Origin of the sequence: Stenotrophomonas sp. AS1, from assembly GCF_048957655.1 — a bacterium.
GTDB lineage: Bacteria > Pseudomonadota > Gammaproteobacteria > Xanthomonadales > Xanthomonadaceae > Stenotrophomonas > Stenotrophomonas bentonitica_A.
In genome coordinates this window covers 455,165-474,052 of record NZ_JARVXM010000003.1, presented here as the reverse complement: position 1 = coordinate 474,052, position 18,888 = coordinate 455,165, and the positions used below count along the sequence as shown (strand labels likewise).

Below are 18,888 nucleotides of genomic sequence, written 5' to 3'. Positions count from 1 at the left end.
GCTGTGACCGATTCTAGCGCCGCTTTTCGTGATTGCACAAACGAATCGAAGATGAATGCGTATCGCATTGAAAACATGCGGGTTTACCGATCCCGGTCCCGGTCGGTCGCGGGCACGGGAGGGCGGCCAGCGCACCCCTGTTCAGCCTGCCGCGGCGGTCCGGATCCAGTGGGCGGCCCGCTCGGCGATCATCATCGTCGGCGCGTTGGTATTGCCGCTGATCAGGGTGGGCATTACCGAAGCGTCCACTACCCGCAGCCGCCGGGTGCCGTGCACGCGCAGGGTCGGGTCGACCACGGCCTGGGCATGCTGCCCCATCGCGCAGGTGCCGACCGGGTGATAGAGGGTCTCGGCCTTGGCCCGGATGAACGCCTCGAGCGCGGTGTCATCTAGATTGCTGTGCGACGGAAACACGGGCGTGCCGCGCCAACGGTCGAAGGCGGGCTGGGCCAGGATCGTGCGCGCCAGGCGCGCGCATTCGAGCATCATCTTCAAGTCATGGCCACCCGTATCGCCCAGGTAGTTGGCATGGATGCGGGGCGCTGAGCGTGCGTCGGCGTCGCGCAGCCGCAAGCGGCCGCGGCTGCGGGGGTGCAGCGGGCACGCATGCAGGGTGTAGCCGTCGCCGGGAAGGCGGTGGCGGCCGTGGTTGTCGAGCATTGCCGGGACGAAATGGAACTGCACGTCGGCGCGGGCATCGGTGGCCAGCGATGAGCGCACGAAACCACCCGCCTCGGCCAGGTTGCTGGTGCCGGCGCCGCGATGGCCACGCAGGAAGTAGTCGATGGCGATGCGCAGTTCGCTGCTGCGGTCGTAGCTGACGCCTGGGCCGGTGTGCACGACGGTGCAGATGTCCAGGTGGTCCTGCAGGTTGCGGCCGACCCCGGGCAGGTCCACGCGCGGCGTGATGCCGTGGCAGCGCAACGTGTCCGCCTCGCCGATGCCGGACAGCATCAGCAGGTGCGGGGAATGGATGGCGCCCGCGCTGAGGATCACCTCGGTACCGGCGCGTGCATGCAGGTGCTGCCCGCCACGCCGATAGTGCACGCCGGTGGCGGTGGTGCCGTCGAAGCTCAGCGCGACGGCGTGAGCACCGGTCAGCACCGTCAGGTTGCGCCGGTGGCGCGCTGGGCGCAGGTAGGCGTCCGCGCTCGAGCAGCGCGCGCCTTCGCGCTGGGTGACCTGGTACAGCCCAACACCGAGCTGCTGGTGGCCATTGAAGTCGGGGTTATGGGCGTGGCCGGCCTGCTGCGCGGCCGCGATGAAGGCAGCCGAGAGAGGGTTGTGGTGGCGCAGGTCGGACACCGACAGCGGACCGGCATCGCCGTGCAGCGCGCTGGCACCGCGGCTGTTGCGCTCGCCCTGCACGAACCAGGGCAGCACCTGCTCCCAGCCCCAGCCGGTGGCACCGGCGGCCTCCCAGCCATCGTAGTCGGCTGGTACGCCACGCACGTAGCACATCGCATTGATCGAGCTGGAGCCGCCCAGCACCTTGCCGCGTGGCCACCACAGGCGACGGCCGCCGAGCGCGGGCTCGGGCTCGGTGTCCAGGTTCCAGTTGATGCGGCGGTTGTTGACCAGCCGCGCCAACCCGGCCGGCATGTGGATGAACGGGTTGGTGTCGCGCGGGCCGGCTTCCAGCAGCAGCACCCGGCAGGCAGGGTCTACGCTGAGCCGGTTGGCCAGCACGCAGCCGGCCGAGCCGGCACCAATGACGATGTAGTCGTACATGCCGCTCCTGGACGGGGTGCCCGCCGAGCATAAGGCAGGTTGCCCCGCGCAGGGGCTGCAGCATCGGCCACGCAGCGTTGCGCAGGTGGCCGCGCCCAACGCTGGCGATGTTGCGGTGCATCGTTTACCTTGCGCGCTTCCCTGCCCGGAGTTTCCACGATGCCGCCGTTGTCACGCCGCCCAAGCCGGGAGTGGGTGCGATGAGTGCTGCCGCAACAGCACCGGTGCAATCGGGCCTGCGCGGGGCGCTGCGCCAGTCGCCGCCCCTGATCTGGGCGTGCCTGTACTTCTTCTGCCTGCTGAGCGGCTACTACGTACTGCGCCCGGTGCGCGAGGCAATGGCTGCCTCGGCCGACGCCAAGGCGGTGTTCCCGCCCGTGCTGATCGACTGGTTCAGCGCGCATGGCATTGCGGTGCAGGACTTCGTGCTGCAGTTTCTGTTCACCGGGGTGTTCTTCATCATGCTGGTGTTGCAGCCGCTGTACGGCGCGCTGGTCAGCCGCTATGCGCGGCGGGTATTCCTGCCCGCGGTGTATGTCTTCTTCATCATCTCCCTGCTGGGTTTCTACCTGCTGTTCGACAGTGGCGTGCCTGGGCGCGGCATGGCGTTCTTCTTCTGGGCCGCCGTGTTCAACCTCTTTGCGGTGGCGGTGTTCTGGAGCTTCATGGCGGACGTGTTCTCCAACGCCCAGGCACGCGAGGTATACGGCTACATCGGCGCGGCAGGCACGCTCGGTGCGTTCCTGGGGCCGATCATCACGGCGGCGCTGGTGGAGCGGGTGGGTATTGCCAACCTGATGCTGGTCTCGGCCGGCTTTCTGAGTGCCTGCCTGGTCTGCATCTGGCGGCTGCGGTTGTGGGCGGTGGCACGGGAGCAGGAGCAGAAGTTGGTGTCGGGTGAAACCCCGATGGGCGGCAGCGTGCTCGACGGCCTGAAGCTGATCGTGCGTGAGCCGCTGTTGCGCTGGCTGGCTGTGCTGGTGCTGTTCGGCGTGGGCGTGGGCACGATGCTCTACAACGAGCAGGCCTCGATCGTGCGCCGCCTGTATCCCGACGCCGCGGCCAGCACGGCCTTCTTCTCGCGGGTGGACCTGGCGGTGAACACGCTGACCCTGATCGTGCAGCTCGGCTTCACCCGCTGGTTGCTGTCGCGGTACGGCATCGCCCCGGCGCTGCTGATCCCGGGTGTCGCCATCATCATCGGGTTTTCGATACTGGCCGCCTCGCCGCTGCCGCTGATGGTGGCGATGGTGCAGGTGATGACCCGCGCCAGCGAATTCTCGCTGGCCAAGCCCGCGCGCGAGACCATCTACACCCGTGTGGACCGCCAGTGGCGCTACAAGGCCGGCGCGGCGATCGACACCGTGGTCTACCGTGGCGGCGACCTGACGTTCGCCTGGGTGCACAAGGGGCTGTCCCTGTTCGGTTCGCACATTGTCTTCGTCGGTGGGCTGGTGGTGGCCGGGGCGATGACGATTGCCGCGCTGGGCCTGCTGCGCGAAGAAAAGAAGCTGCCCGGCGAGCGACCGGAGTAAGCTCTCCGGAGTCTTCCAGGAACCTTGGCCCATGTATTGGATCGCGCTGTCATTGACCTTGCTGGTCGCCCTGCTGCACGTGTACTTCCTGGTCCTGGAAATGTTCCTGTGGACCCGGCCGCTGGGCCTGAAGACCTTCCGCAACACGCTGGAGAAGGCCGAGACCACGCGCGTGCTGGCGGCCAACCAGGGCCTGTACAACGGCTTCCTCGCTGCCGGCCTGTTGTGGGGGCTGTTCGATCACCTGCCGATGCTGGTGAACTTCATGCTCGGCTGCGTGATCGTGGCCGGCTGCTACGGCGCCTACAGTGTCAACAAGCGGATCTTCTTCATCCAGGCCGTGCCGGCGATCCTGGCCGTGGCGGCATGGTGGATGGTGCCGGCCTGACAGGCGCCAGCCACGCACGGCGTGGCGCTACCCTGCGACATACGGATCGAACGTAGAGCCACCCCATGGGTGGCTGCGCCAATGCTCATCGCCTGACCGGCGACACCCACATCGCGATCCGCGCCTGGAACACCACCGTGCCGGCGTCACCGCGCACCTGCACCTTCACCGGCAGCGCGTAACCTGCCTCGGCCGCCACGATCGGCTGCTCCGGGGTGGCGATGGCGTGCTGGGTGCCGGTCGCCTTGGCCAGGTACTGCACCTCCATGCCCTTCGGGATCCAGCGCATGCCCTTGGGCAGCGAAGCGTCCACCATCAGCCCCGCAGTGAGTTCGGCCAGGTTGCACAGCGCGATCGCATGCACCGTGCCGAGGTGGTTGGTGACCTTGCGCCGATGCGCGATGCGTCCTTCGCAGCGGCCCGGCTCGAGCACGGTGATGCGCGGGGCGATGCTGGCGAAGTAGGGCGCCTTGAAGCACACCGCGCGCGAGAACAGCCAGCCGCCGGCGGGCCAGCGCTGCATGCGGCGGTAAAGCGTGAGCAGGGGAGCGGGCATCGGGAGTCTCCTGAAAAAACGGCGGACCGAAGTCCGCCGCTGTCGTTTACCTGGTGGCCGGGATCACGCGGCCTGGGACTGCGCGTCCGTCTGCTGGCGCTTGTAGTAGCCCGCCGAGCGCAGTTCTTCCGGATCGAAGTCGTCCACCGTGATGGTTTCCAGGGTGAGCGTGCGCAGCTCTTCGAGCAGGGTGCGCTCATCCTGGGTGATCACGCCTTCGGCCACGGCCTCGTCCAGCTGGGTGGCGAAGTCCAGCGCTTCGATGCCCTTGGTCTTGAGCGCCTTGATGAACTTGCGCTCGACCGGCTCGGCCATGATCGCCTTGGACAGGTAGCTGTTGATGCGGCCACCCGGGTTGTTCTCGCACGGCGTCAGGAACACACCACTGGCCAGGCGGTCACGGGCTTCGTTTGGCGCCATCAGCAGCGCGGCCACGCGGTGGCCCAGGCGATCGCCCGGCGCCTCGGCACGGCGGCCGAACGGGAAGATCAGCGCCCACATCAGCCAACCGATCGGACGGATCGGGAAGTTGCGCAGCGCCGCCGACAGCGATTCTTCGATCTTGTGCACGCTGTCATGGAAAGCCCAGGCCAGCAGCGGCTGGTCGGCCGCCGGCGCGCCCTCGTCGTGGTAACGCTTGAGCATGGCGCTGGTCATGTAGATGTGGCTCAGCACATCGCCCAGGCGGCCGGACAGCGATTCCTTGAACTTCAGCTTGCCGCCGAGGGTCATCATCGAGATGTCGGCCATCAGCGCCAGGTTGGCCGAGTAGCGGTCCAGCTTGCGGAAGTAACGGCGGGTGTAGGCATCGCCCGGGGCGGCACCGAAGCGGGCGCCGGTGAGGCCGAACCAGAACGAACGCACGGCGTTGGAGATGCCGTAGCGGATGTGGCCGAACAGGCTGCGGTCGAATTCCTGCAGGCCGGCACGGGTGTCCGGATCCTGCGCGGCCTTCATTTCCTTCAGCACCCACGGGTGGCACAGGATCGCACCCTGGCCGAAGATCAGCAGGCTGCGGGTCATGATGTTGGCGCCTTCGACCGTGATCGCGATCGGCGCGGCCTGCCAGCTGCGGCCGGCGAAGTTGCGCGGCCCCAGGATGATGCCCTTGCCGCCGATCACGTCCATCACGTCCGAGATCACTTCACGGCTCATGGTCGTGCAGTGGTACTTGGCGATCGCCGACGGCACCGACGGCACGTCGCCGCGGTCCACCGCAGCGGCCGTGGCCTGGCACAGCGCGCTGATCGCGTACGCCTTGCCGCCGATGCGGGCCAGCGCCTCTTCCACGCCCTCGAAGCGGCCGACCGACAGGCCGAACTGCTTGCGGATGCGGGCATAGGCACCGGTCACCACCGCACCGGCCTTGGCACCGCCGCTGGCGGTGGAGGGCAGGGTGATCGAGCGGCCCACGGCCAGGCACTCGTTGAGCATGTTCCAGCCCTTGCCGGCCTTCTCGGCGCCACCGATCAGCTGGGTCAGCGGGATGAAGACATCCTTGCCGCGGATCGGGCCGTTCTGGAAGGTCGAGTTGAGCGGGAAATGGCGACGGCCGATTTCCACACCGGCGGTGTCACGCGGCAGCAGCGCCAGGGTGATGCCGATGTCGCGGGTGCTGCCGATCAGGCCGTCCGGATCGTACATGCGGAAGGCCAGGCCGATCAGCGTGGCCACCGGGGCCAGGGTGATGTAGCGCTTGTCGAAGGTGAGCTTGACGCCGAGCACCTGCTCGCCGTTCCACTCGCCCTTGCAGACGATGCCGTAATCGGGAATCGAGGTCGCATCCGAACCGGCGAACGGACCGGTCAGGCCGAAGCACGGCACTTCACGGCCATCGGCCAGGCGCGGCAGGTACTGGTCCTTCTGCTCCTGGGTACCATAATGGTTGAGCAGTTCGCCCGGGCCCAGCGAGTTGGGCACGCCGACGGTGGAGCTGACCACGCTCGACACCGAGGCCAGCTTCTGGATCACCTTGTGGTGGGCCAGCGCGCTGAAGCCCAGGCCGCCGTATTCCTTCGGAATGATCATGCCGAAGAACTTGTTCTTCTTGATGAAGCTCCACAGTTCCGGCGGCAGGTCGGCGTAAACGTGGGTGATTTCCCAGTCGTTGACCATCCTGCACAGCTCTTCGACCGGGCCATCCAGGAAGGCCTGTTCCTCAGCGGTGAGCTGCGGCTTGGGATAGTTGAGCAGGATGTTCCAGTCCGGGTCACCGGTGAACAGCTCGCCTTCGAAACCGACCGAGCCGGTTTCCAGCGCGATGCGCTCGGTCTGCGACAGCGGCGGCAGCACCTTGCGGAACACCTTCATCATCGGTGCGGTCAGCAGCGGCTTGCGGATGAAGGGCAGCAGCAGCGGCACGGCGATCACCGCGACGATGGCCGCAGCCACGATCGTGGCGGTCTGGTTGACGTACGGGATGAACCAGCAGGCGGCCAGCAGCACCACACTGATGATCGTCCAGGTGATCAGGCGCATCCGGTGGTAGGCGACGAACGCACCTGCCAACAGGACGACGAGGAAGGGAACGACAATGCTCATGAGCGTGCTCCGGTGACGTGCTCGGTAATGGCGGACGATGCGACGGCGGAGGCCGAGGGCAACACGTCCAGATAGTCCAACACAGTAGCGGTAAAGGCGTTGTTGTCATCACCGGCGACCATATGCGTGGCCTCCGGCAGCTGCACGTGGCGTGCATGTGGCACCAACGCCAGGAACTCGGCCACCGTCTGCGGGGTGACCAGGGTGCTGCGGCCACCGCTGACCAGCAGCAGGGGGCATTTCACCTGGCGCGCCGCATCGGCAAGCGCGTCCTGGTGTTGTTCGCTGTCACGCGCCAGCTCGGCGACCAGGCGCGGATCCCAGTGCCAGCGCCAACGGCCGTGGCCGTCCTCGCGCAGCAATGCGCGCAGGGAATCTTCGGACTTGCGCGGACGGTGCGGCATGTAGGCGGAAATCACATCGGCCGCCTGCGACAGCGAGGCGAAGCCGTCCGGGTGCGCGGTCATGAACATCAGGATCTTTTCGACCCCGGCGGTATCCCAGCGCGGGGTGATATCGACCAGCACCATCGCCGAGAACAGGCCGGGCCAGCGCGACTCGGCGAGCAGGCCGAACAGGCCGCCCATCGACGCGGCGATCAGGATCGGCGGCTGCGGCTGTTCGCCGGCCAGCACGATCAGATCATCGGCGAACTGCTCGCCGTGGTAGGCAAGGTCGGCCGGGTTCCAGTCCGAATCGCCGTGGCCGCGTGCGTCGTAGGCCAGGGTCTGGTAACCGGCCTCGACCAGAGCGCTCGCGGTGGCGTTCCAGGCGTGCCGGGTCTGGCCGAAGCCGTGGGCGAACATCACGGTGCCGCGGCGTCCCGGGGGTGAGCGGGTCGCGGCGAGCACGGTGTCATGTGCGCCGGTCAGTCGCTCATCGTCAAAACGCGGCAAGGTAGAAGAAGAAGGAGTGACCATACTCGCTAGTATGGACCTGCCCTGTGCGATGTCAATACTTATGAGTATGGTGTGTGTATCCCTTGTGCCAGCTGGCGTGAAGCGGCGTTTCACCGATTCACATACTGCAACCAACCCCGGCGTATGGTTAAATCCACCTATGAATGAACCCGAAGCTTCCGCCGGCGAGCCACGTGCCGGCCGCAACAGCCGCCTCAGTGCCGAAGACTGGGCCCAGGCCGCACTGGATCTGATTGCCGAACAAGGCGTGGGCGCGGTCGCGGTGGAGCCGCTGGCGCGGCGTCTCGGCGTCACCAAGGGCAGCTTTTACTGGCACTTCCCCTCGCGCGACGCGTTGCTGCAGGCGGCGCTGGAGCGTTGGGAGCTGTTCGAGCAGGAGCAGGTCTTCGGCAGCCTGGCCGATGTCACCGATCCGCGCGTGCGCCTGCGCCAGCTGTTCCAGGTGGTCGCGCATGAAGTGCAGCCGCACATCATCTACAGCGAACTGCTCAAGGCGCTCGATCACCCGATGGTGCGCCCGGTCATCGACCGTGTTTCGCACCGGCGCCTGGAGTATCTGGTCGCCTCGTTCCGCCAGGCGGGCCTGAGCCGTACCGATGCGCAGCACCGTGCGCGGTTGGCCTACGCCGCCTATGTGGGTTTCCTGCAGTTGTCGCTGCAGCTGCAGCAGCCCAAGCAGGCCCGCGAGGATTTCGAAGCCTATGTGGAGCACGTGATCGAGACGTTGATTCCGCTCGGTTGACCGGCCCGTGACAGGCATGCAGAAGGCCGCGGAAACGCGGCCTTTTCTGTGCGCGTCGTTTGCCGGACGCGGGCACCACCACAAAAAACAACGGCCCCTTTCGGGGCCGTTGGATCAGACGTTGTTGATCAGTGGATCGATCAGAACTTCTGCGAGTACTTCATGTACAGGAAGCGACCGATGTCGTAGCCGCCGTAGTACGAGAAGTTCGAGCTCGGCTGCGAGGTCATCATCGGGCCGACCTTGTTGAACACGTTGTTGGCACCCACGGCGACGGTGGCGTTCCACGGGGTGGCATAGGACACCTGCACGTCGTGGAAGGTCACTGCGCCCAGCTCGGTCTGCGGCGAGATCACGCCCAGGGTGTCCGGTGCGCTGTAGTTGGGCAGCGTGCAACGGGTGGTGAAGCGGCAGCTTTCCTTGGTGCCCGAGTAGTAACGCAGGTTCCAGTTCACCGACAGGTCGTTCATGCTCCAGCCCAGGCCCAGGTTCGAGCGCACGCGGAAGTACGCGCCGAAGCCATTGTTCTGGGACGGCACGGCGTCGGCATCGTCCGTGGACTTCTCTTCGTACTTGCCCACGTACGTGGTCGACGACTTGGCCGAGAAGCGGCCGAAATCGGTATCACGGCTGTAGCTGATGTCGAAGTCGAAGCCTTCGGTTTCGGTGTAGCCGGCGTTGCGGTTGCCGTAGTTCAGCGTGCCCACGATGTTGCCGTTGGCCGGGTCACGGGTGAACATCGAGCAGCGCGACTCGATCAGGCGGACGTAGCAGTCTTCCATGATCAGGTTCGGGCTGTCGGTGACGATCGTGTTGTCGATGCGGATGCTCCACCAATCCACACCCACGCTCAGGCCGGTGACGTAGCTCGGGCTGTACACGAAGCCGACCGTCTTGGACTCGGAGGTTTCCGGGGTCAGGTTCGGGTTCGAGCCGGAGTTGAACGGCACCGGGCTCTGCGCGGCACGGCCGGTGGTCGGGACGAAGCCCTGCTGCAGCTGACGGTAGCCCTGGCCGACATCCTGGACGCAGCGTGCGCTGCCGCGGACGTCGCCATAGACGCTGTCGCACGGATCGACGAAGTTGGTCGGGAAGGTCTGCGAGGTGCCGCCGTACAGGTCACCGATGGTCGGGGCGCGGAAGCCCTCGGCATAGGTGGCACGCACCAGCAGGTCGTCGATCGGACGCCACTTCAGGCCGAACTTGTTGTTGGTGGTATCACCGAAGCTGGTGAAGTCCGAGTAACGGGTGGCCAGGTCCAGGGTCAGTTCCTTGGCGAACGCCAGATCCGCCAGGATCGGGATGTTCAATTCCAGGTAGAACTCATCCAGGGCGTAGGAACCCTTGGTCGGGCCGGACGCCAGGTTGGTCGAGTCACCCGACTGGGCGATCGCATCCGGGTTGAAGGCGCCGCTTTCCTTGCGGTATTCGTAACCCACCGCGAAGCCCAGGTCGCCGGCCGGCAGCGGCACGATGGTGCCCGACAGGTTGGCGAAGTAGTTGTGGGTGCTGGTCTTGCCGGTGGCGTGCTCTTCGCGGAACAGGTAGTTGCGCACGTTCGGATCATCGAGCGAGTTGGCAACCGCGCCGGTACCGAAACCTGCGAACGGATTCCACGGCACGCAGCCGGCGATTTCATTGCCCGGAGTGCCGCAGACGATCTGGCCGGCAGCATTCTGGAACGACGGACCCACGGCATCGGCCACGGCCGGGATGTAGAAGTTGCCGTTGTTGATCAGCAGGCTGTCATTTTCGTTGTACAGCGAGCCGACGTCCCAGCTGAAGAACCGGTCGCCGATTTCGAAGGAGCCTTCCAGGGCCGCTGCGAAACGCCAGGTGGTCAGGGTGCTGTCGGTGGTACGCGGCACTTCCCAGCCACGACGACGCCAGTTGACGTCGGCGACGCCGCCGGTCGGGTTGAAGTAGCTGTCAGCCGACATCGGGATGCCGTACGCAGAAGACTGCAGCGGGTAACCGGCGATCTGGCGCTGCGACTCACGCTTGGTGTAGGACAGGTCCGTGGTGAAGCGGACGTTGTCGGTGATGTCGTAGTTGCCGCTGACGAACAGCGAACGACGTTCCAGCGGGGTCAGCAGGTGCATCTGGTCGGACGAGCGGCTGGTATCGGCCGACGTCTGGCTGTGGAACTGACCCGGGCCCAGGGCGGTGCCGCCACGGTTGGGAGCCTGCCAGTTGCCTGCGTTGCCGACGCGCCAGTTGCCCCACTGGCCAACGGTCGTCAGCGATGCTGCCGGATCCCAATCCGGGTAGGTGTCGGCCGTGAACGGACGATCCTTGGCCCACACGCCTTCTTCCTTGTGGTACTCGGCGCCGACGGTCAGCGAGCCGCGGTCACCGGAGAAGCCCATGACGAAGTCGTAGGTTTCCTTCTCGCCGTCGCCCTGGCTGTACTGGCCCTTGTAGACGTTGGCTTCCAGACCATCGAAGTTCTTGCGGGTGATGATGTTGATCACGCCGGCCATTGCGTCCGAACCGTAGATCGACGAGGCGCCGTCCTTCAGCACGTCGATGCGCTCGACCATCGAGGTCGGGATGATCGAGATGTCCTGGTAACCATCCGGGCTGATGCCCAGGCGCTTGCCATTGACCAGCACCAGCGTGCGCTGTGCGCCGAGGTTGCGCAGGTCGATGTACTGACCACCGGCTTCCTGGTTGGAGGTCAGCGGCGAGGCGCGGCTGAAGTTCGGGCTACCGGCGGCGGAGATGTTCTGCAGGATATCGCCGACCGAGCTGAAGCCCTGGTTCTGGATATCCGCACGCGAGATGGTCAGCACCGGCTGGGCGGTTTCCACGTCAACCTGGCGGATGCGCGAACCGGTGACCGAGATGCGGTCCAGATTGGTGGTGCCAGTGGCTTCCTGAGCGACGGCGCTGCCGGTGCCGGCAGCGCTGGCGATCAGCGCGAGGACGACGGCGTCGCGCAGTTTGTTGCTGTTGCGGTTCATTGGGCTCTCTCTCCAAGTTGACTTGGGTGCAACGTGTTGGGATGGGCTTCAGCGCGGGGACGAAAGGCGTTCCCAATCCGTGAAGCTGACTCGATAGTAACCACGTGCAACTAAAAATTAAAGAGCCGTTAATGTTCCATGTGATTTAGGTGAAATTCGGCAAAGCCTTTGCGATACAAGGCTTTAAGCGATATCTACAGCATAAAACGTCTCATTTGTTAAGATCTTTGTTAAAAAAAATTCACCCTGAATAGGCCGTGCGCGCCCTTGACACCCAGCCCAAACGAAAAAGGGCGCCTCATGGAGGCGCCCTTCGGGTGACGTGTATTGACGGGTGGTCGCAAAGACAGGTCAGAGATCCTGCTCGTACCGGACGTAGGGCACGGTGCCCTCGTCAGTGCTCTCGTTGCGGGGGGCGAACGGGTTCTTGCCGCGGGTGACCACGTTCTCGGCGCCCACGGTGAGCTGACCGCTCCACGGGGTGCGCCAGGTCAGGCCCACCCCCAGGCCTTCCCACTTGCCCGGCTGGCCGGGAACATCGACCACGCGGCCAATGATGTTGCCGCTGAAGTTGCCATAGCCGGCACCGATGGTGAGGCTCTTGCTGTCCCAGCGGTCGACGATCGCCGGCGAAGCGTCCGCGATGGGCACCAGACGCGCCTTGGCATAGGTGCCACCGATGGAGACGAAGCCTTCGCGGCCGATGTTCTTCTGCCCGAAGACGGTCAGATCGTTCTGTTCGGCGCGCAGCGAGGGCGATTTGTTCGGGCCGGCCAGCCAGGCCGGCAGGGTGTCACGGCCGCTGCCGGCGGTGATGCCCACGCGACCGCCGGGGCGGTTGAACGCGGCGGTGCCGCTGACCCGACGGCTGAGCGTGTTGTCTTCTTCATCGCCCAAGGTGGCCAGCATGCAATGGCTGGCCAATCCGCTGATGCTGGTGCCGCGGCTGCTGTTGCACAGCAGGCCCAGCGAGTCACCCGAGGACAGGCCGAAGGCCGCGTCCAGCGAACTGCGGCCGAAATGCCAGCGGGCCCCTGCGGCCTGTTCGCCGGTCGGTTCCAGGTAGAGCAACGCTTCGACCTTGCCACTGCCTTTGTTCCAGACCGGCAGCACCGTGCCGTCCTGCTTGCCCTTGGCCTGCGCATGCGCGCCCGGGATCGCGCCTAGGGCGATCATCAGGGCCAGCGGTAGACGCAGAAGGGGATGCATGGGAACTCTCAGACAAGCGCAGTGAACACAAGTTCCCGCCGAAGCGGGACATTGATCCTAGGGCGTTTATGATTTCTTAACAAGTCTTGGTTCTCCCCAGAACAAAACGCTTGCCAAGTTTACTGAAGCCGTTCAGGTGCCGGCGAGGATATATCCATCTCGCGGAACAGTATGTCGAATTCCGTCAACGGGAAGTGATACTCCTGCCCACAGAATTCGCAACGTACTTCCACCGCGCCAGTGGGCTCGGCGGCGGCGCGGGCCTCCTCTTCGCCAATGGACTGCAGCATGCCTGCCACCCGCTCACGCGAGCAGGAGCACGCAAAGCGCAGGGCCTTGTCGCCCAGCAGTTCCGGCGTCTCTTCATGGAAGAGGCGGTGCAGCAGATCGTGGCCGGGCACCTCGAGCAGTTCCTGCTTGCCCAGGGTCTCGAACAGTGCGCTGGCCCGCGACCAGCCGTCCTGGTCGCCTTCATCGCCGGGCAGCTTCTGCAGCAGCAGGCCGGCGGCGCGGGTGCCATCGGCGGCCAGCAGCAGACGGGTCGGCAACTGCTCGGACTGGCGGAAATAGTCTTCGAAGGCTTCGTCCAGGCCGGCCGCGGTCAAGCCGACCAGGCTCTGGTAGCGCTGCGGTTCGCGCGGATCCAGGCCGGGGTTTTCGATGGTGATCGCCAGCAGCGCATCCTCGCCCAGCGCGGTCAGATCACGCGGGGCATCGCCACCGCCCTCGGCCAGCTGGACGATGCCGCGCAGGGTGCCGGCGGCGGTGCACTCGGCGAACAGGGTGCGCATCGCAGTGTTGCTGCGCAGCTGGATCGACAGGCGGCCATCGACCTTGGTGTGGCCGGTGAACAGCGCCGAGGCCACGCTGGCCTCGCCGAGCAGCTCGGCGGCGCCCGGCGGGTAGACCGCATGCGAGAGGATCTCCCGCCAGGTGTCATCGAGGTGCACATGCACGCCGCGGACGCCGGCATCGGGGAGCAGGAAACGGACAAGGGAGTCGGATTGGGCGGTCATCGGTTCGGTGGCTGCGCGAAAGGAGTGCCGGTTGCCGGATAATGCGCCGACAACCGTGCAAGTAAAGGATGCACCAGTAATGGGGGCAGAGCGCAGCAACCTCAAGGTCGAACCGGATCTGGAACCGTCACCGCGGCGCCGCTGGCGCTGGCGCCGCCTGCTGTGGCTGCCGGTGCTGTTCGTCGGGTTCAGTGTGCTGCAGGTGCTGGTCCTGCGTTTCATCGACCCGCCTGTTTCCAGCGTGATGCTGTGGCGCTACGGCGAGGCGCTGGGGGAGGGTGACTGGAGCTATCGGTTGCATTACCACTGGCGCGATCTGGACCAGATGGCGCCAAGCCTGCCGATTTCGCTGGTGGCTGCCGAGGATCAGCGTTTCCCGGAGCACAATGGTTTCGACCTGCAGGCCATCGAAAAGGCGCGTGACCACAACGCGCGCGGCGGGCGGCTGCGCGGGGCCAGCACGATCAGCCAGCAGGTCGCCAAGAATCTGTTCCTGTGGCAGGGCCGCAGCTGGATCCGCAAGGGGCTGGAGGTCTGGTACACGGTGCTGATCGAAGCGCTGTGGCCGAAGTCGCGCATCCTGGAGATGTACGCCAACATCGCCGAGTTCGGCGATGGCATCTATGGCGCGCAGGCCGCGTCGCAGCAGTATTGGAACAAGGACGCGTCCCGGCTGAGCCCGGCCGAAAGTGCGCGGCTCGCGGCGGTGCTGCCGTCGCCTCGCCGTTACAGCGCGGCCAAGCCCGGCCCGTACGTGCAGCGCCGCGCCGCCTGGATCCAGCGGCAGGCCAGGCAGCTCGGGGGAGGGGCGTACCTCGGCGAGGAGTGAGCATTCATGCATGTGATTGGCTGACGCTACAATCGCCGCATGACCAGCCCTCGCCTGACCGTCGTCGTCGCCGCCCACAACGAAGCACTCGCCTTGCCGATGCTGCACCCGCGCCTGCGCGCAGTGCTGGCTGGGCTGGAGGGCATCGACGGCCGCGTGCTGTATGTGGATGACGGCAGCACGGACACCACCTGGGCCGTCATGCAGGCATTGGCCGCCGAGGATTCGTGCGTCGGCGTACTGCGGTTGTCGCGCAACTTCGGCAAAGAAGCCGCGCTCACGGCGGGGCTGGATTTCATCGACGACGGCGCGGTGATGATCCTCGACGCCGATGGCCAGGATCCGCCGGAACTGATTCCCGAGTTCGTCGCGCTGTGGCAGCAGGGCTATGACAACGTCTATGGCACGCGCCTGGCGCGCGATGGCGAGAGCTGGCTCAAGCGCTCCACTGCCAAGGCGTTCTATCGGGTGATCGGGCGGCTGTCCAAAACGCCGATCCCGGCCGACACCGGTGATTTCCGGCTGCTGTCGCCGCGCGCGGTGCAGGCACTGGGCCAGCTGCGTGAGCGCCACCGGTTCATGAAAGGGCTGTTCGGCTGGGTGGGTTTCCGCCGCAAGGCCTTGCCCTACCACCGGCATGCGCGGCTGGTGGGTGAAAGCAAATTCGGCTTCTGGCGGCTATGGAATTTCGCCCTGGAAGGGATCACCGGATTCTCCACCGCGCCGCTGCGGGTGACCACCTATCTGGGCCTGGCCGCAGCGACGTTCGCGTTCGTGTTCGCGCTGGTGGTGGTGTCCAAGGCAGCGCTGTACGGCGACCGTGTTGCGGGCTGGCCGACCATGATGGCGGTGATCCTGTTCCTGGGCGGCATACAGCTGATCGCCCTGGGCCTGATTGGTGAATACCTGGGCCGGCTGTACGAGGAATCCAAGCAGCGCCCGCTGTACCTGATTGACACCTGGCAGGCCCCGTTCGTGGCAGACTCGGCCGTGCATCCCATCGGTGGAGAGCAGCGAGATGACCACGGTACGGCAGCTGTTGGAAGGCAAGTCCCCTGAGGTATTCGCCGTCACCCCGAGCTCGGCGGTGATCGACGCCATCCGGTTGATGGCCCAGAAGGGCATCGGCGCGGTGCTGGTGATGGAGGGCCGGCAACTGGTCGGCATCCTTTCCGAGCGTGACTACGCACGGAAGATCGTGCTGCACGAACGCTCGTCCCGGACGACCGAAGTCCGCGAGATCATGACCCCCAAGGTGGTGACCGTCGCCCCTGGCGAGCAGGTCGAGCACTGCCTGCAGCTGGTGACCGATTACCGCATCCGCCACCTTCCGGTGGTCGATGGCACGGGTGTGCTCGGGGTGATCTCGATCGGTGATCTGGTCAAGGCGGTCATCGACGAGCAGGCGCAGAAACTGGATCAACTGCAGCAGTACATCGTTGCCGGTTGAGCGTGGCCGCGCGCGGCGGGGCAGGCCGACGCAGCGTCGGTCCCTGCCCGGATGGCCCCGCGCTTACTTGGCGTAACGGCCGCCGCAGTTGCTGTCTTCGCCCGGGCCGGTCTCGATCGTGGCCAGCAGCGCGGCAGGCGGGGCGATGCTGCCCAGCGCCAGCGCGATCGCCCCGCGGATGCCCAGCGCCTTGAAGTCCGGGCGGAACGAGGGATCCTTGAAGGTGCCCCCGATGCGCAGCGGCGAGCGCAGCGCCAGAATGCTCATGTCCTTCGGGCGCGGGCGCAGCAGCAGGTCCAGCTGCTCCTGTTTCAGATCGACCTTGCCTTCGCCGACGATCAACGTATCGGTGGTATCGAAGGCCAGCGAGCGCGACTGCATCACGCCGTTGTCGACACCGAAGTCACCCCACGCGCAGCGCAGCGGAATCTGCTTGTCGCCGGTGAACAGGAACTTCAGTGATTCGGCGACATCCAGGCCGGCCAGTTCCATGATCAGATTGCCGACATGGCCGCGGCCGATCCCGACCGCCACGGTGCCATCGGAGCTGCCCAGCATCGCCGCGACGGAGTTGCCCTGGCCGGTCAGTTTGACGTCGCCACTGATGCCGCCGGAGGCTTGTTCGGCCAGCTTCGCATCAGGGAACAGCTTGCCCAGCTGCACCTTGCGGATGGTGGCCTGCAACTGCGTGGAGATCGCCTGCTTGCGCGCATCCATGCGGATCGTACTGCGGATGTCGCCGCCGGCCACGCCGAAGTTCAACGGCTCCAGGCGCAGCAGCCCGTCATTGAGCTTGAGGTGGGCATCCATGTCATCCAGCGGCAGCGTCGGCGAATTGATGCGCTGCGCCTTCCAGCGCACGTCGGCGTCCATCGCACGCAGCTTGGACAGGTTGTACGGCGTGTCCGGCAGCACCTTGGCACTGGCCGCCAGTGCGGCCGCCTTGGCCTTCTGCTCGGCATTGGCCGACTCGCCGGCACCCGTCTTTGGCGGTGCCCCGATGAAGCCGGCCAGATCGTCGAAGTCCAGCCGCTTGGACACCAGATCCGCGGTCAGGAATGGGCGCTCGCCACTGACATCGATCTGCGCGGTCCCGCCCAGGTCGCTGTCGCCGGCGGTGCCGGTGAACGACTCATAGCGCCAGACCGCGTTGTTGCGCTTCAAGCGGCCCTTGAGCTTGTACGGCGGCGTGGACGGCATTGCCACGCCGATCAGCGGGAACAGATCCTCCATGTCCTGCCCGCTCAGCATCAGCTCCAGATCGAATACCCGCAGCTGGAAGGGATTGGTGAGCGTGCCGCTGGCGATCGCATGCGTGTTCCCCGCGCGCCCATCCAGATGGATGCGGAACGGATGCCCGGTATTGGTCAGCTCCAGCGGCGACTCGGTATTGCCATTCAGCGAGAACGGATTGCCCTGCCAGCGTCCCTTGCCCTTGACCAGCAATGGCGGGCCACTGTCCTTGTCCCGCGGCTTGCCGCTGTTGAGCGAGACCAGCACATCCGTCCTGCCGGCCGTGTCCTGGAACTGCAGGCGCCCATCCTCGATCAGCAACCGTTGCAGCACCGGCGGGTCACCGTCGCTCGGGCCCAGGAAATCCCAGTTGCCCGGCTGATTCTTCTCCGGCGCGGTTTCCAGCAGCAGATCCGGTCGCGTCAAGCGGATCTCCGGAATCCGCACCTGCCCGCGCAGCAAGGGCAATACCCGCAGATCGATCTCCGCCCGATCCGCCGTCGCCATCTGCGGCTGCTTGGCCCAGGTCGCATTCGCGAACGTCAGCCCATCGCCTCGCACCGTCGTCACCCGGCCCAGATCGACATCCAGATTCCCATTGATATGGAACTCCCGGCCGGTCTTGGCCTGCACCGCCCGTTCCACCGGCCCCTTGAACCAGTTCCAGTCCCATAACGCGATCAGGATCAACAGTGCCGCGAACAGAAACACCAGAATCGCCAACCACCGCTGCCCACGCTTACCGGGACGGCTCCAGCGCCAGCGGGAACGGGAAGAGACATCGGACGGAGCAGGGGAGGGGACAGTATTCACATCCCCATGGTTGCCCTTGCATCGTGCAGGCAACGCGAAGCATTGGTAAGCGTAGTGTCAGGGTGGCTGGAGGATTGCCTTCAACCACCCGGCGCATGGCGCGGACACTACTGGATCAGGCAGCCATGCCGTTGACCTTTCCGTGCGCGCCAGCCCACCCGTGCCGCCCCAGCCTGGCGCATGCCTGAAGCCTTGGCTGCTTTCGCTTTCGCTTTCGCTGTTGCTGCTTCTGCCGCTGTTGCTGGTGTCGCTGCCGATGCTCTTACTGCAGGAAAACAACACTCAAAGAATCTGCGCCGTCACCGCAACGAAGTGGCACACACTCCCGCCGATCACGAACAGATGCCAGATCGCATGCGAATACGGCACCGACTCCCGGTGATAGAACACCGTCCCCAACGTATAGAACACGCCGCCGGCCAGCAGCCATCCCAGCGTCCACGCATCCAACGAGTTCCACATCGGCTTGATCGCCACCATCACCATCCAGCCCATCGCGATATAGATGATCGTCGACAGCAGTTTGAACCGGCCCGTATAGAACAACTTGAAGACCACCCCGAACAGCGCCAGTGCCCAGATCGCGGTGAACATCCCCCAGCCCCAGGGGCCGCGCAGGCCGATCAGCGTGAACGGCGTATACGTGCCGGCGATCAGCAGGTAGATCGCACAGTGATCGAACACCTTCAGCCGGCCCTTCGCGATCGGATGCTGGATCGCGTGGTAGAGCGTCGAGGCCGTGTACAACAGCAGCAATGCCACCCCGAACACGATCGCGCTGGCCAACTGCCAGCCGTCGCCATAGATGGCGGCCAGGGTGATCAGTACCGCACTACCGGCCAGTGCAGCGACGGCGCCAAGCCCGTGGGTCAGGGCGCTGGCGATTTCTTCTCGAACGGAAACGACAGAGGTCATGGCGATGATGGGAGATGCGGGGAGGGGGAGCCCGCTCCCCCCTA

General features: G+C 65.7%; 15 protein-coding genes. 6 read left to right on the top strand and 9 right to left on the bottom strand.

The features are described 5' to 3' along the window. Positions 1-141 precede the first annotated feature (141 nt). Positions 142-1,731, bottom strand: a complete 1,590-nt coding sequence (locus PV764_RS06345; protein ID WP_421116328.1) for a GMC family oxidoreductase — start codon at positions 1,729-1,731, stop codon at positions 142-144. Positions 1,732-1,931: 200 nt separating this feature from the next. On the opposite strand from PV764_RS06345, the gene PV764_RS06340 reads away from it, so the two are divergent. Both PV764_RS06340 and PV764_RS06335 read left to right on the top strand, forming a co-directional pair. Continuing rightward, positions 1,932-3,266: an NTP/NDP exchange transporter gene (locus PV764_RS06340; protein ID WP_037553782.1), complete on the top strand. Its 1,335-nt coding sequence runs from the start codon at positions 1,932-1,934 to the stop codon at positions 3,264-3,266. 31 nt (positions 3,267-3,297) lie between these two features. Further along, a complete protein-coding gene (locus PV764_RS06335) occupies positions 3,298-3,654 on the top strand; it encodes a DUF1304 domain-containing protein (protein WP_341986500.1) in 357 nt (118 codons plus the stop codon). Positions 3,655-3,739: 85 nt separating this feature from the next. Here the strand turns inward: PV764_RS06335 and PV764_RS06330 are convergent, their stop codons facing one another. From PV764_RS06330 to PV764_RS06320, 3 genes are all read right to left on the bottom strand, one after another. Next, positions 3,740-4,210: a hotdog fold domain-containing protein gene (locus tag PV764_RS06330; RefSeq protein WP_421116327.1), complete on the bottom strand. Its 471-nt coding sequence runs from the start codon at positions 4,208-4,210 to the stop codon at positions 3,740-3,742. Between the two features lie 63 nt (positions 4,211-4,273). Continuing rightward, a complete protein-coding gene (locus PV764_RS06325) occupies positions 4,274-6,751 on the bottom strand; it encodes an acyl-CoA dehydrogenase (protein WP_019185115.1) in 2,478 nt (825 codons plus the stop codon). Next, on the bottom strand, positions 6,748-7,671 hold the full coding sequence (locus tag PV764_RS06320) for an alpha/beta fold hydrolase (RefSeq protein ID WP_343312801.1): 924 nt from the start codon (positions 7,669-7,671) through the stop codon (positions 6,748-6,750). The genes PV764_RS06325 and PV764_RS06320 overlap by 4 nt, the downstream gene beginning before the upstream one ends. 139 nt (positions 7,672-7,810) lie before the next feature. Here PV764_RS06320 and PV764_RS06315 point away from each other — a divergent pair, with 139 nt between their 5' ends. Continuing rightward, positions 7,811-8,413, top strand: coding sequence for a TetR/AcrR family transcriptional regulator (locus PV764_RS06315; protein WP_019185113.1), 603 nt, complete (start codon positions 7,811-7,813; stop codon positions 8,411-8,413). A gap of 140 nt (positions 8,414-8,553) precedes the next feature. Here PV764_RS06315 and PV764_RS06310 read toward each other — a convergent pair whose 3' ends face one another. The 3 genes from PV764_RS06310 to PV764_RS06300 form a co-directional block, all read right to left on the bottom strand. Further along, a complete protein-coding gene (locus tag PV764_RS06310; protein WP_019185112.1) occupies positions 8,554-11,379 on the bottom strand; it encodes a TonB-dependent receptor in 2,826 nt (941 codons plus the stop codon). Between the two features lie 351 nt (positions 11,380-11,730). Next, positions 11,731-12,555 (bottom strand): hypothetical protein, encoded by an 825-nt coding sequence (locus PV764_RS06305; RefSeq protein ID WP_172838071.1) that lies wholly within the window; start codon positions 12,553-12,555, stop codon positions 11,731-11,733. A 152-nt stretch (positions 12,556-12,707) separates the two neighbouring features. Further along, positions 12,708-13,604: an Hsp33 family molecular chaperone HslO gene (locus PV764_RS06300; RefSeq protein ID WP_019185109.1), complete on the bottom strand. Its 897-nt coding sequence runs from the start codon at positions 13,602-13,604 to the stop codon at positions 12,708-12,710. A 79-nt stretch (positions 13,605-13,683) separates the two neighbouring features. Between PV764_RS06300 and mtgA the strand changes: the two genes are divergently transcribed. From mtgA to PV764_RS06285, 3 genes are read left to right on the top strand one after another with little or no spacing between them, the layout of a single operon-like run. Further along, positions 13,684-14,433 (top strand): monofunctional biosynthetic peptidoglycan transglycosylase, encoded by a 750-nt coding sequence (gene mtgA / locus PV764_RS06295; RefSeq protein WP_019185108.1) that lies wholly within the window; start codon positions 13,684-13,686, stop codon positions 14,431-14,433. Positions 14,434-14,472: 39 nt separating this feature from the next. Beyond that, on the top strand, positions 14,473-15,492 hold the full coding sequence (locus PV764_RS06290) for a glycosyltransferase (protein WP_046272689.1): 1,020 nt from the start codon (positions 14,473-14,475) through the stop codon (positions 15,490-15,492). Next, the gene (locus PV764_RS06285; protein ID WP_019185106.1) at positions 15,452-15,883 is read left to right on the top strand and encodes a CBS domain-containing protein; all 432 of its coding nucleotides are present in this window, start codon (positions 15,452-15,454) and stop codon (positions 15,881-15,883) included. The genes PV764_RS06290 and PV764_RS06285 overlap by 41 nt, the downstream gene beginning before the upstream one ends. Positions 15,884-15,946: 63 nt before the next feature. Here the strand turns inward: PV764_RS06285 and PV764_RS06280 are convergent, their stop codons facing one another. Together PV764_RS06280 and trhA are read right to left on the bottom strand one after the other, a co-directional pair. Then, on the bottom strand, positions 15,947-17,929 hold the full coding sequence (locus tag PV764_RS06280; protein WP_421116326.1) for an AsmA family protein: 1,983 nt from the start codon (positions 17,927-17,929) through the stop codon (positions 15,947-15,949). A 282-nt stretch (positions 17,930-18,211) separates the two neighbouring features. Next, positions 18,212-18,844 (bottom strand): PAQR family membrane homeostasis protein TrhA, encoded by a 633-nt coding sequence (gene trhA, locus PV764_RS06275; RefSeq protein ID WP_051010536.1) that lies wholly within the window; start codon positions 18,842-18,844, stop codon positions 18,212-18,214. Between the last annotated feature and the right edge of the window lie 44 nt (positions 18,845-18,888).